We start from the raw sequence: 14,130 nt of genomic DNA on the forward strand, positions 1-14,130 counted from the left end.
CGCGAACAGGAACAAAGGATATGCTGCCCTTCGGGGCAGCTTTCACAACCAAATGAAATAACAAATCAAAGAGATGAAGAAAATACAATTAGCCGCCTTATTATTCCTGCTTGCCCTGATTGATGCGAGTGCGCAGCAGGATCCCCACTATACGCAGTATATGTATAACATGAACGTGATGAACCCCGCTTATGCCGGATCCAAGGAAAACCTGTCCTTTGGTTTGCTCTACCGCAAGCAGTGGGTCAATGTCGACGGGGCACCTTCCACGTTTTCATTTTCAGGATCTACTCCTGTGGGCAAGAACGTGGGCGTGGGTCTCTCGCTGATCTCCGATGAGATCGGTCCGGTGAAGGAGCAGAACGCATACGGCGACTTCTCCTATACGCTGAACCTTGGCGGTGAGCACCGCCTGGCACTTGGTCTTAAGGCCGGGGCGACATTCCAGCGGATCGGTCTTAACAGCGAGATTGCGCCGAGCCTTCCGGACCTTGACGACGACGCTTTCCGCGAGGACACCAACAATGTGTACCTGAACGTGGGGGCCGGATTCTTTTACTACACCGACCGTTACTACGTGGCGTTTTCGGTCCCGAACATGCTCAAGGCAAACCACCTGGACTACAACGGGATCAAGTACGGTACCGAGACACAGCACTACTTCCTGACGGGAGGTTACGTGTTCCAGATCAACCCTGACCTGAAGCTCAAGCCGTTCGCGATGCTTAAGTCGGCTTTCAACTCGCCGAGCTCGCTTGACGTGTCGCTCAATGCGCTTTTCAGCGAGAAGTTTGAGATTGGGGCGACCTACCGTGTGGATGACAGCTTCGGGGGTATGGTGAACTATGCGATCACGCCGAACCTTAGGATCGGTTATGCTTACGACCACATCATTTCGGATTTGAAGACAGTGACCACGTCCTCACACGAGATCATCCTGCTCTTCGACCTGAATTTCCCGAAAAAGGTATCACGTTCACCAAGATATTTCTAACATAAAAGCCAATCCGATAATGAAAAAATTATATATAGTATTGATTTTAGTATGCAGCGCTGTCCTCAATGCACAGAACAAGTATACGGAGGCAGCAGACAAATTGTACATCAGCCTCGAATACGTGGATGCCGCGGAGGCATACAAGAAACTCGTGGAGGACGGCAAGGGCGATCCGTACGTATACAGCCAACTCGCAGAAAGCTATTACAATGTATTCAATTACAAGGAAGCCGCCCGCTGGTATGCCAAGGTGATCGAAACGCCGCAGGATGCCGAAACCTACTACAAATACGCCCAAATGCTTAAGGCCGACGGAAAATACGAGGAAGCCAACAAGCAAATGAGCGCGTTTGCTACCAAAGCGCCCAATGATCAGCGCGCGATTGAATTCAAAAAGGATCCGAATTATCTGCCGAAACTTCGCAGCCAGCAAAAGCTGTATGACCTCAAGAGCATGTCCATCAACAGTGAAAAATCGGATTTCGGCGCGGTATTGTCGGCCGACAACCACCTTTATTTCACTTCGGCAAGGAACAAAGGCAAGAAAAAGTACGGCTGGAACGAGGAGCCATTCCTCGATTTGTACAGTTCGGTCATGTCTGCCGACGGTACTTTCGGCGAACCACAGGCAGTGAGCGAAATCAACAGCAGGTGGCATGATGGCCCGGCGACGATCAGCGCTGACGGGAATACGATGTATTTTGCCAGTGAAAGCTTCAAGGAGAAGGAATCGGTTAAGGATAAGAAGAACAACCTCAAACAAGGACAGGTATACCTATTTAAAGCAACCAAAGACGGTGACAAATGGGGCAACATCAAGGAGGTTTCCTTCAACGACAAGAGCTATTCTGTAAGCAATCCAAGCCTGAGCAAAGACGGGAAAACGTTATACTTCTCCTCGAACATGCCGGCAGGAGAGGGAGGAAACGACATCTGGAAAGTATCGGTCGCGGCGGACGGCAGTTTTGGTACGCCCGAAAATCTTGGAAAAAATGTCAATACCGCAGGAAGCGAGAGCTTCCCATCCATCACCGATGACAACACCCTTTTCTTTTCTTCTGATGGGCGTAAGGGTTTTGGCGGACTTGACGTATTCATGCTGAAAGCCGGCGAGGCGGAAGCCAAGAACGTCGGCCTGCCCATCAATTCGCCCAAAGACGATTTCGCATTCAGCTTCAATACAGTGAAAAACATCGGATTCTTCTCGAGCAACCGAGACGGTAACGACAACCTGTATATAGCCAATCCGGTTTGTACCGTGGACGTGATTACGACCGTGAAAGATGCGTTGACCGGAAATACGCTCGAAGGCGCACGCGTCGCCATTTTGGATGCCAAAAAGAACATCATCGAAACCAAAGATTCCGGAGCCAATGGCGAAGTGGTGTATACGGTGGACTGCGACAAGGAATTCAATGTACAGGTGACCAAAGACGGTTATGAAAGTGCAGTTTTCCCTGTTGCCAAAAGCAAGGGCGGGAAAATTAATGTGGACGCGTCGCTGCAGCCCATCGAGAAAATCATCGAGAAGGAAACCGTTGTGCTGAATGACATCTATTTCGAATACAACAAAAGCAATATTACCAAAGAAGGCGCGTACGAACTCGACAAACTGGTTCAGGCGATGACCAAATATCCCGAAATGGTGATCCTGGTAAAGTCGCATACCGACAACCGTGGATCTGATCAGTACAATATGGCACTGTCTGACAGGAGGGCGAAATCTACCGTACAATATGTCCTCTCACAAGGCGTGAAGAAAGACCGCATTTCTGGTAAAGGATATGGTGAAAGCGAGCCGAAGGTAGACTGTAAGGAAAACTGCACCGAAGAACAGCACGCGCAAAACCGCCGAAGCGAGTTCCTTATCGTCAAGCAGTAGTTTGTAATTAATAAAGAAGAAAAAACCCGATTTGTGAAAATCGGGTTTTTTTATTTGAGCGTGTAAGATTATATTTTCAAGAGCCAGTTTTTCATAGACACCTCGTTTTCGATGATGCCCCTTAGCTCCGAAATGTTGACCCGGTCCTGCTTCATACTGTCGCGATGGCGGATCGTCACCGTCTGGTCTTCCAGCGTCTGGTGATCTACGGTAATGCAGAACGGCGTGCCTAAGGCATCCTGCCTGCGGTAGCGTCGGCCGACGGCATCCTTCTCATCGTAAGCCATATTGAAATCCCACTTCAAATCGTCAATGATGCGGCGTGCCACTTCCGGCAAGCCGTCTTTTTTGACCAGTGGCAATACCGCTGCCTTCGTTGGTGCGAGCACGGACGGCAGTTGCAGTACGGTCCTTACCGAACCGTCTTCCAGGGTTTCTTCCTTAAGCGAATTGGAGAATACGGCCAGGAACATACGGTCAAGCCCTACCGAAGTTTCCACGACGTACGGGGTATAATTCTTGTTTTCCTCGGTATCGAAATATTGCATCTTCTTGCCCGAATAACTTTCATGTGCCTTGAGGTCGAAATCGGTGCGGGAATGGATTCCTTCAAGTTCCTTGAAACCGAATGGGAAATTAAATTCAATATCTGCTGCGGCATTGGCATAATGCGCCAGCTTTTCATGGTCATGGAAACGGTAATTCTCTTTTCCTAGGCCCAAAGACAAATGCCAGTTCAAACGGGTCGTTTTCCAATATTCGTACCATTTCATTTCTTCGCCCGGCTTCACGAAAAATTGCATTTCCATCTGCTCAAATTCGCGCATGCGGAAAATAAATTGTCTCGCGACGATTTCATTTCGGAACGCCTTTCCGGTCTGTGCAATCCCGAATGGGATTTTCATACGGCCCGATTTCTGTACGTTCAGGAAGTTCACGAAAATACCCTGTGCCGTCTCGGGACGCAGGTATAAGTCCATAGCGTTTTCTGCGGAAGCGCCTAATTTCGTTCCAAACATTAAGTTGAACTGCTTGACATCAGTCCAGTTGCGCGAGCCGGTATCAGGATCGGCGATTTCGAGTTCCTCGATGAGCGCTTTCACATCATCCAGGTCACCCGAACCTAAAGAACGGCCCATGCGCTCCAGGATTTCCTTCTTTCTGGAAAGGTATTCCATCACGCGCGGGTTGGTCGTTTCATATTGCGCACGGTCAAACGATTCCCCGAAACGGGCAGCCGCCTTCTCGATTTCCTTTTCGGCTTTCTGGTTCAGTTTTTCGGCATAATCCTCGATAAGGACATCGGCGCGGTATCTTTTCTTGGAATCCTTGTTGTCGATCAACGGGTCGTTAAACGCATCGACGTGCCCCGAAGCTTTCCAGGTTGTCGGGTGCATTAATATCGCGGCGTCAAGCCCAACGATGTTCTCGTGCATCTGCACCATCGATTTCCACCAGTATTCGCGGATGTTTTTCTTGAGTTCGACACCATTCTGCGCATAATCATAGACCGCGCTCAAACCGTCATAGACTTCGCTCGACGGAAAAATAAATCCGTATTCCTTTGCGTGCGAAACTACATTCTTAAATAAATCTTCCTGTTTTGCCATAGTGGTGCAAAAATAGCAGTTTTTCTTAATAAAAATATTTTTCCCGATGCAAAGTATGCAGGCATGACACGTACGATGGCCCTTTCATAAATCACTCCGATGCCACTATTTTTAACAAATGCTGCGTACTTTCCACACATCAGACGTGCCGCTTTAGAGTAACTTGGGCAGATAAAATCCCGCTACGATGTTCAAGAAACTCATTGATTTGTTTTTTCCAAAAATCTGCTGCGGCTGTAAAGAGGTGCTGTTGCAGCACGAAAATGTCATTTGTACCTGGTGCCGGCATGAAATCCCGCTGACCGAATTTTACAGAAACCCAGACAATGAAGCTGCGAAAAAGTTCTACGGGCGTCTGCCGGTGGAGCATGCCTCCGCATTCATGTATTTCAACAAAAAGGGCATTGTGCAGGAAATAATCCACAGCCTGAAATACCGCGGGCATGAAGAAATCGGAACCGTCATCGGGAAGTGGTATGCGGAAGACTTAAAATCGATCGCGCTGGATCAGACAATTGACTGCATCATTCCCGTACCGCTCCATAAGAAAAGACTGCGGCAGCGCGGTTTCAATCAGGTGACGGCATTCGGAAAGGCGCTGTCGGAAACGTTGCAGGTGCATTATGACCCCGGACTGTTGCTGCGTAAAATATATTCTGAAACACAGTCCCGGAAAAACCGCCAGCAACGCGCCTACGGCAGCGAAACTATTTTCGACGTCGTGTTTACAGACGAGCACCATGGCAAACATTTCCTGCTGATAGACGATGTCCTCACAACCGGCGCCACACTTGAATCCTGCGGAAAGGCCATACTGAAGATTCCTGGTGCAAAACTCAGCGTGGTGACGATGGCGATGTCTCATTCATAGGTTGTTTTTTTCTTAAAAGATTTCGCCAGCACTAAATATAATCGTTATTTTGTGGCAGAAAAATGCGGCATGCTGAACAAGAGAATTTTTATCCTTTTTTTAATAATGGCTGCAGCCGTAATCGGTTGCGCCAAAAGGGGTACGATTACGGGCGGGCCTAAAGACACGCTGTCGCCTGTACTGCAGCGGAGTGAGCCTGAAAACGGCACGGTGAACTTCAACGCGAAAAACATCAGGCTGTATTTTGACGAATATGTGAAACTGAAGGATGTAAGCAAGCAGCTTGTCGTATCACCACCGATGAATTCGGCGCCGGACATTACGCCTACCGTGGCCAGCAAATTCATCAACATCCGCATCACCGATACGCTGAAGCCCAATACGACCTACAGCCTGAATTTCGGGCAGAGCATACAGGACAACAACGAGGGAAATCCTTACCCGCAGTTCCGTTACGTTTTTTCAACGGGCAGTTATATCGATTCGCTAAAAATTGAAGGCAGCATCAAGGATGCGCTGGAAACAAAGACCGACAATTTTGTCAATGTAATGCTGTATGAAATGGACGAGACATTCAACGATTCGGTCATTTATAAAGCAAAACCGCGTTATGTGACCAACACGCTGGACAGCCTCACCAGTTTTCAGATTGAAAATATCAAAGCCGGAAAATACCTGCTGATTGCGTTGAAAGACAATGTCGCCAACTACAAATTTGATCCTAAAAAGGACAAAATCGCATTTTACCCCGAACCCGTGGTGTTGCCTTCCGATCGTAAATACAACCTGCAACTGTTCAGCGAAGTACCCATATTCAAGGCACAGAAACCGACGCAGGCCGCCGGTGGCAGGCTGTTGATGGGGTATGAGGGCAGTCCGGCAGGGGTCAATGCGACCGTAAAGAACGGCAACGAGATCATCCCGTCAGTCGTGACGCGTTTCCCCGAAAAAGATTCCGTACAAATCTGGTTCAAGCCCATCAAAGCCGATTCGATTACCGTTCACGTGGATAAAGACAAATTCATGAAGGATTTTGTCGTCAGGTTAAAAAACCAAAAGGTAGATTCGCTTGCCGTCACGCCGTCAAACACAGGCACGCTTCACCCAAGACAGCAATTCAGCCTGAGATTGTCTGTGCCGCTCGCCACTACCGATACCACGAAAATAAGTGTCACCGATTTAAACAACAAGCCGGTACCATACAAAACCGCATACGACAGCTTTGAACAGCGGCTGAATTTCGGTTTTAGACGCGACGAGGAGCAGAAGTATAAAGTGACATTACTGCCCGGAGCGCTGACAGATTTATATGACCATGCCAATGATACCTTGTCGTACACGCTGTCCACCCGGAAACTATCCGAATATGGAAACCTGATGATCAACCTCAAGGGCGTGAAGCAGTTTCCTGTGATTGTGCAGCTGACTGACGGGAAAGGCAAAGTCTTTGCTGAAGAATATGCTGAAAATTCCCCATTGGTAGAATTCATTGGCCTGGAGCCGAACAAGTTCACACTGCGGGTCATCTACGACACCAATAAGAACAGGTACTGGGACACCGGGGATTTCCTCGAACGGCGTCTGCCTGAGGAGGTGATTTATTTCGCGGAGCCACTCGAAGTCCGATCGAATTGGGACGTGACCGAAGACGTCGATCTTGGAGGATAACAATTAGAAACACTTGATATGAAAAAATTCCTTAGCATTATCATCCTACTTTGCTGCAGCTGCCTGATGTCCGCACAAAAAGTGCAGCCGAAGCTCAATCTGGCCCAGGGCAAAACCTATAACCAGAATATGAAGATCGACGCGGAAATCGAGCAGAGTTTTGCGGGACAGAACTTAAAAATGAGAATGATGGCCGACATGCAATTGTCCTATAAGGTCAACGGAATTGAAAACGGCACCTTCAATCTCGAAGCGCGTTACAGGAAAATGACGTTATCGATGACCATGCCTCAGGGAAATTTGAGCTTCGACTCTGAAAAAAAGGACACACAGGACGTTTTTTCTACGACACTCGGCGCCATCATTGACAAACCCTTTACGATGAAAATGACATCGGCGGGCAAAGTGACGGAAGTCAGCGGCATCGAGGCGGTTTTTAACGCAGCAATCAGCCAGCTCAGCCAGGTCGATGACATGCAGAAAGAACAGATCATGGGCCAGCTCGAACAGTCTTACGGCAAGGAGTCCATCAGCAAAAACATGGAATCCTCATTTGCCATTTATCCCTCGAAGCCCGTGGCGAAGGGCGACAAGTGGACGGTGATGACCGTTATGGCAGCAGGCACGAACGCGCAAATCGAGACCGTATATGAATTGGCGGACATCACGCCTGAGTATTATCTGCTTAAAGGCAATGCGAAGGTTACGCCCGGAACTGCGAAATCTAATGAAGAAAACGAGATGACCAACGTCACCGGCACAATGGTTTCGGATCTTAAACTGAACAAAAAAACCGGTTGGGTTGCCGCATCGACGGTGGTGCAGGAAATCAAGGCCGTGGTCAGGACGGAAGGGGAAGAGCTTCCCGTTTCGATGAAAAACACACTTACATTATCTGACCATTAAAATACGATATCAAATCGGTCACGGTCATCGAGAAATGACATCTTAGCGCGCACATCCAGCATCGGTCCTTTTTGCATTTCCGCAATGAGGACCGTTTCTTTTTCAGTAACCCCGCACAATGGATTCCCAAGGAAATCAAAAGCCTGTGAATGCCCTATGTAGTTGTGGTTGTTGGCATCTTCCCCGACGCGGTTCACACCGATTACATAACACATATTCTCGATGGCACGCGCCTTCAACAGCGCATCCCAGGCGTTGATTCGTGGCTTGGGCCAATTGGCGACATACAGCAGGACGTCGAAATTCTCAGTATTTCTTGAGAACACAGGAAAGCGAAGGTCGTAACACACCAGTGGGCATATCCGAAAGCCGCGGTAATCGATGATCAGGCGTTGTTGCCCCTTTGTGTATACTTTGTCTTCGCCTGCCAGCGAAAACAGATGCCTTTTGTCGTAGGTGTGGATTTCCCCGGAAGGATGTACGAATAACAGCCGATTGTAAAACTTGGCATTTTCCACGATGATGACGCTTCCCGTAACAGCGGCATTTTTGGACCTGGCGAGTGCCTTCATCCATCGAACCGTTTCGCCCTCCATCGTTTCGCCCGCATGCTCAGGGGCCATCGAGAAACCCGTCGTAAACATTTCAGGAAGTACGATCAAATCCACACTTTCGATGATGGAATCAATCATTTGCTGAAAGTGCTTTCGGTTTGCTTCGGCATTTTCCCAGATCAGTGTGGCTTGAATCAGCGCTGCTTTCATGATAGTGTCTATTTGTTACCTGATTGAAATCTCATCGATAAAAATAAAAGCGTCGCCCCCATAACCCTGGTGCCATTCGGGAAGCGGCCCGTAATTGTATGCTTTTACCTTTACATAGCGCGCTGTTACGGGAGTTATATTGCTTTTGAAATCGATGATTTTGGTGTCTGTAATTTTGGGATCCAAAGTGTTTTCGATGGTCTTGACCAAAGTAAAGCTGACATTGTCTGTTGATGTGTAAAATTCCACTTTTACAGGCATCAATATCCACGATCTTGAATCCTGAAGGAAATCGGCGGAAACTTCTGAAACCTTTCGCTGCTGCTGTAAATCGACAACCGCCTCAAAATCCTGTGACTGATAGCCCTGCCAGTCGCCTTTGCGCCAGTTATCGGAGCCGTTGATGCCGTCAATCAAACCCTCAGGGCCGCCGGCTGCATACTGGCGGTTGTATTTTGATTTGATGTCGATCGTGTAGTTATTCGGTTTCTTAAAGAAGGTGGCCGAAATGGTGTCACTTACATTCTGCCCTTCCAAATCCTGCCGGCAATAAGCGTAAACCGTAGTGGATTTGTCGATTTCGAAAGGATTTGCATACAATCGAAAATCGGTATCTCCATCGACCTTATAAAAAATCACAGGCTGCCTGTACTTCCCGTTAGAAAGGTTGTTGGCGTCCATGTCGATGGTTAACTTATCCTGAAACGATTTGCTTTTCGCATTGATGACGGGGACGGGGAGAATCGCTTGAAATTCTGTGGAGAATCGCTTTTCGCTGCCGGTTTCAGACAAATCCATTCCGAACGTCGATGATATCATATCACGGTGTGGATTACCTGACGTCCCGTCTTCAAAATTTATCCTGAAATCTTTGAAGTAAGGAGCGGAGATGTTCCACTCGCTACAACCCGGAGTGACTGCATACATCCCAATCGAACTCAGCACATACCAGGCGCTCATCTGGCCACAATCCTCATTGCCTATGAGTCCGTCCGGCGCGTTTTTATAAAAAGTATCGAGGATGTATTTCACTTTTTCCTCCGTTTTTTTCCATTTTCCAACAAACTGGTACAGATAAGCCATATGATGTGACGGCTCATTGCCGTGGGCATATTGCCCGATCAAACCTGTAACATCCGCTTGTTCACGCCCGGTCGTACCCGAATCGCTGTTGAACATTTGATCGAGTTTGGCTTCAAATTTTTCTTTTCCGCCATACGCTTCAATCATGCCCGGGATATCCTGTGGTACGAAAAAGGAATAGTGCCATGAATTGCCTTCTGTGAAATTATTGTCGATTTCCCTTTGGTCGAAAGGTTTTTTCCAACCACCGTTTTGTTTCGGGCGCATCGATAAGGTCTCGGGATCAAAGAGGTTTTTCCAGTTCTGGGAACGCTTCATGAAATAGGCATAGTCCTCTTTTTTGTCCAAAAGCCACGCCATTTGTGCAATACACCAGTCATCATAGGCATATTCCAAAGTTTTTGACACGCTTTCATGCTCGTCGTCAATCGAAATAAAGCCGTTTTTTTTGTACGCGTCCAGTCCGAGATGGTCTAACATGGCACTGTGCCGGGCGGCTTCAAACGCTTTTCCATAATCAAAACCTTTGATGCCTTTTACCATTGCATCAGCCATGACGGAAACCGAGTGGTAGCCGATCATGCAATCGGTTTCATTGGAAGCGAGTTCCCAGACCGGCAATCTGCCGCCTTGTTCGTATTGTTTGATAAAGGTGTTGATGAAATCGGCGGTACGTTTCTTTTCGATCAAAGTGTACAATGGATGGGCCGCGCGGAATGTATCCCACAACGAAAAGACGGAATAATAATCGAACCCTTCCGCAATGTGGATCTCATTGTCGCGCCCGCGGTATTTTCCGTCGGTATCCTGCGCGATATTGGGTTGCATCATGGTATGGTATAAAGCGGTGTAGAAAACCGTTTTCTTATCCTTATCCGATGTTGTAATCTGGATTTTTGACAGTTCTTTGTCCCAGGCCTTCTCAGCGGCTTTTCTCGTTTTGTCGAAATCCCAGCCTGTGAGTTCCGACATGTTTTTTTTGGCGCCCTCGTAACCGGTGGGGGACAGGGCGACCTTTACGGATATGATTTCACCCTTTTTTACATCAGTGGAAAAGCTTAAGGCCAGGATGCTTCCGGCAAAGAATGTATCGGTGGTTTTGGCAGGTACAAACGCATTGTTGTTCACTCTGGTGATTGCCATCGGTTTGCTGAACTCGATTCGTGCGTACACATATTGGTCACGGGCCCAGGCTTCGCTTCGCCTGAGGACTTCGATGGTTCTGTTGTCAATGACCCTCACTTCGCCCATCAGCAATTTGTCGCGGTGGTTCAAATCCAGGATAATGTTGGCCTGACCGGGTGCATTAAAAGTATACCGGTGCAGTCCGACACGCGTGGTTGCGGTCAATGCCACGTCAATGTTGTGCCTGTCCAGTTTTACGGAATAAAATCCGGCTGACGCTTTCTCGTTCTCGTGGGAAAAGGAGGAGGCGTATTGTTTGTTGTCCAATGACGGTTCACCCATGGTCGGCATGAGCATAATGTCCCCGAAATCGGAAACGCCCGTGCCGTTCAGGTGGGTGTGCGAAAACCCGTAGATTACGCTGTCGGAATAATGGTAGCCCGAACAGCCGTCCCAGCTGCCGTCCACTCTTGTATCAGGGGAAAGCTGCACCATTCCGAAAGGCAGCGTTGCGCCGGGAAAGGTATGCCCATGACCGCCCGTACCGATGAACGGGTTTACGGATTTGGAATAGTCCTGGGCGAAGAAAAACGATGAAATAAAAAGGGAGGCTAGGGAAAAATAAAATTTCATGATTTCGGTTTTGCATCCCAAATATACGGAATTCCCTTTTGGCTGGTGTCGCGTCAGGGACCGCAGCGGCATCCTTTTGTGACGTGCAGCGGAACAAAAGATACAGCGGAGTGCCCGACCCGAAGGGTGACGCCAAAAAAAAGCCGCATTCAAATTAATGAACGCGGCTTTACGAAATTCTTTTCTTGCTAATCTATCCTTTGAGACTCGCTGAAAGGTATTCGCGATTCATCCTGGCGATATTCTCCAGCGAAATTCCTTTAGGGCATTCCACCTCGCAGGCACCGGTATTGGTGCAGTTTCCGAAACCTTCCGCATCCATCTGGCGGACCATGTTTAGCACACGGTCGGCGGCTTCCACTTTTCCCTGGGGAAGCAACGCAAACTGGGACACTTTTGCAGACACGAACAGCATCGCCGAAGCGTTTTTGCACGAAGCGACACAGGCACCACAACCGATGCAGGTCGCGGCATCAAACGCGCGGTCGGCATCATGTTTCGGGATTGGGATCGTATTGGCATCAATGGTATTGCCTGAAGTGTTGACGGAGATGAAACCCCCGGCATGCTGGATGCGGTCAAACGAGCTCCTGTCGACAACCAAATCCTTGATCACCGGGAATGCTTTCGCACGGAACGGCTCGATGTAGATCGTATCGCCATCCTTGAACATACGCATGTGCAACTGGCAGGTCGTTACGCCACGGTCCGGGCCATGGGCCTCTCCGTTAATGAACAGCGAGCACATCCCGCAGATGCCTTCGCGGCAGTCGTGGTCAAATGATACCGGGTCTTCGCCCTTGTTGATGAGCTGTTCGTTCAAAACGTCCAGCATTTCAAGGAACGACATGTCGGGTTCGATTCCATCGATTGGATAATCGACCATTTTTCCTGTGTCTTTGGCGTTTTTCTGGCGCCATATTTTTAATGTGAGTTTCATACGCTCGGTATTAAATATTGTTTTTCGGAAGTCCGATATTATTGCATGACAGCGGTGTAAGTGTATTGTCTGGGATTGCTGAGGTCCAACTCGATATAATAAGAAGCGGCGGCGTCAACGGACAGGTTTGCGCCATCATAGTCCATGAAATTGTCAGAGTTCGGGTTTAAGCCAAGATTTAACGTCCATTCGTTATTGGCACGGAATTTAAACTCTCCGCTGTTCATGGTAACGACGCCAGTCCATTTTTTGGTCTGGGTATTGTAGGTCAGCGGCGTACTGTAATCCCAACCGCCTGGTGTGGCCGAACCGATTACGCCCCACGTTGTTATTGGCGTCGTGGAATAAGTCAAGGATTGAATATTTGCTTTCACGAGATAATAACCGTCAGGAGCGGTGCAATTTGTTTCTCCGGGAAATGGCATTAGAGTACCGCTAAAAGAGCCGTCATCACCGTATATCGGATTATTCCATTCAAAACTGCCTGTTGCGTTTGGAGCTACAAATTTGTACTCACCATCGAGGCTCATATAACCTTCGTAGGTAGCGGTAGGGCCATCAAGCGCAACCTGATCTGCGGTGGCCGGGAGCCATCCCTGATGGTTGCCCGGGACAGCCAATCTCGAAAAGTAATCCGGACAAGGTCCCCACGTGGGTACACCGTTACAAAAAGTCAATGTCTGGCCATTATATCCCGCAGGAACAGTTTGCCATTGGGTTCCGTTCCAAAACAGCATATCTCCGGGGTTGTTTCCATTCGGCATCGCATTACCGGCAAACAAAGCATAAGGCACACTCATGAATTGTGTTGTTCCAAGGTTGACATAGCCACTACCGGTATTAATCCCGATTCTGAGATATGTATTACCATGTGCCCAGTCAAGTTGACTGAAAGGCGTTCCTGCTTCAAAGTTACCTTGCCCGATTACAAAACTTACCTGGCCAATATCATCAGTTGTAACGGTATGTGTCTCAAGATATTCAGTCTCCGAATTATCGGCGGTGTTCTTTACGATACCCATCCAAAAAGTCACTTCATGATTTGCCAATACAATACCGTTTCCATCACGGACGACAGCCTGATAATTGAGTCCCTGAGGAATCTGGGCAGCAGCCACTGCGGAAATCAATAGAAAAAGGGATAACAGTTTTTTCATGTTAAGGGGAAACATCAGTTTTTAATTATTTTATAGGCATTGTTTTTGTTGCCGGGTAAAGCGATATTTACAATGTAAATTCCTTTGGAAAAATCACTTACATCAACACCGGACTGGGTTTCATTGGTTTTGGCGGACCTAAGCAATTGGCCGGTCTCAGAATAGATTGTCACCGAGAGTTCAAGTGCATTTTTATTGGCAATAAAAAGCTTATCAGTTGTTGGATTCGGATAAACCAACACTGCGGTTACGGATTGATCTTCAATGGAAAGTGCACTCATATCCAACGCAGGTAAAAACCCACTGCTGAGCTGGCCTGAGGCCTCACTTCCGGTAAGCCCGGTGATAATCTCCCCCACGTTAGAGGTCAGTTTTACAGATGAACTGCTCTGTGTTCCTCCAAAACTGTTGATCACACTTTTGGAAATGGTTTGTGCCTGTAGCGTAAGACTTCCAATTGCAAACAATACCGTAAAAAAGGATTTGTTTTTCAT

Annotated in this window: 11 protein-coding genes; 5 read left to right on the forward strand and 6 right to left on the reverse strand. The window is 48.1% G+C overall.

From position 1 onward, the window contains the following. Nucleotides 1-73: 73 nt before the first annotated feature. Together HYN48_RS04115 and HYN48_RS04120 are read left to right on the forward strand one after the other, a co-directional pair. Complete coding sequence (locus HYN48_RS04115) at nucleotides 74-994, forward strand: PorP/SprF family type IX secretion system membrane protein (RefSeq protein ID WP_108369922.1); 921 nt, start codon at nucleotides 74-76, stop codon at nucleotides 992-994. 19 nt (nucleotides 995-1,013) lie between these two features. Beyond that, on the forward strand, nucleotides 1,014-2,879 hold the full coding sequence (locus HYN48_RS04120; RefSeq protein WP_108369923.1) for an OmpA family protein: 1,866 nt from the start codon (nucleotides 1,014-1,016) through the stop codon (nucleotides 2,877-2,879). Nucleotides 2,880-2,947: 68 nt separating this feature from the next. Here the strand turns inward: HYN48_RS04120 and HYN48_RS04125 are convergent, their stop codons facing one another. Next, nucleotides 2,948-4,489, reverse strand: coding sequence for a glycine--tRNA ligase (locus HYN48_RS04125; RefSeq protein WP_108369924.1), 1,542 nt, complete (start codon nucleotides 4,487-4,489; stop codon nucleotides 2,948-2,950). 187 nt (nucleotides 4,490-4,676) lie between these two features. On the opposite strand from HYN48_RS04125, the gene HYN48_RS04130 reads away from it, so the two are divergent. The 3 genes from HYN48_RS04130 to HYN48_RS04140 all read left to right on the forward strand — a co-directional run bounded on the left by HYN48_RS04130 (nucleotide 4,677) and on the right by HYN48_RS04140 (nucleotide 7,934). Then, nucleotides 4,677-5,360: a ComF family protein gene (locus HYN48_RS04130; RefSeq protein WP_108369925.1), complete on the forward strand. Its 684-nt coding sequence runs from the start codon at nucleotides 4,677-4,679 to the stop codon at nucleotides 5,358-5,360. Between the two features lie 105 nt (nucleotides 5,361-5,465). Then, the gene (locus tag HYN48_RS04135; protein ID WP_245945980.1) at nucleotides 5,466-7,028 is read left to right on the forward strand and encodes an Ig-like domain-containing domain; all 1,563 of its coding nucleotides are present in this window, start codon (nucleotides 5,466-5,468) and stop codon (nucleotides 7,026-7,028) included. An 18-nt stretch (nucleotides 7,029-7,046) separates the two neighbouring features. Continuing rightward, nucleotides 7,047-7,934 (forward strand): DUF6263 family protein, encoded by an 888-nt coding sequence (locus HYN48_RS04140; protein WP_146171717.1) that lies wholly within the window; start codon nucleotides 7,047-7,049, stop codon nucleotides 7,932-7,934. On the opposite strand, the gene HYN48_RS04145 is transcribed toward HYN48_RS04140, so the two are convergent. The 5 genes from HYN48_RS04145 to HYN48_RS04165 form a co-directional block, all read right to left on the reverse strand. Further along, nucleotides 7,931-8,698 (reverse strand): amidohydrolase, encoded by a 768-nt coding sequence (locus tag HYN48_RS04145; RefSeq protein WP_108369928.1) that lies wholly within the window; start codon nucleotides 8,696-8,698, stop codon nucleotides 7,931-7,933. The two genes, HYN48_RS04140 and HYN48_RS04145, sit on opposite strands and share 4 nt — an antisense overlap. A 15-nt stretch (nucleotides 8,699-8,713) precedes the next feature. After that, nucleotides 8,714-11,539 (reverse strand): GH92 family glycosyl hydrolase, encoded by a 2,826-nt coding sequence (locus HYN48_RS04150; protein ID WP_108373354.1) that lies wholly within the window; start codon nucleotides 11,537-11,539, stop codon nucleotides 8,714-8,716. A gap of 193 nt (nucleotides 11,540-11,732) precedes the next feature. Continuing rightward, the gene (locus HYN48_RS04155; protein WP_108369929.1) at nucleotides 11,733-12,479 is read right to left on the reverse strand and encodes a succinate dehydrogenase/fumarate reductase iron-sulfur subunit; all 747 of its coding nucleotides are present in this window, start codon (nucleotides 12,477-12,479) and stop codon (nucleotides 11,733-11,735) included. 38 nt (nucleotides 12,480-12,517) lie between these two features. Beyond that, nucleotides 12,518-13,636, reverse strand: a complete 1,119-nt coding sequence (locus HYN48_RS04160) for a cadherin repeat domain-containing protein (RefSeq protein WP_181248523.1) — start codon at nucleotides 13,634-13,636, stop codon at nucleotides 12,518-12,520. A 14-nt stretch (nucleotides 13,637-13,650) separates the two neighbouring features. Beyond that, nucleotides 13,651-14,130 carry a T9SS type A sorting domain-containing protein gene (locus HYN48_RS04165; protein WP_181248524.1) on the reverse strand — a complete coding sequence of 160 codons (480 nt, stop codon included), beginning with the start codon at nucleotides 14,128-14,130 and terminating at the stop codon, nucleotides 13,651-13,653.

The organism is Flavobacterium magnum (assembly GCF_003055625.1).
Classification (GTDB): Bacteria; Bacteroidota; Bacteroidia; order Flavobacteriales; family Flavobacteriaceae; genus Flavobacterium; species Flavobacterium magnum.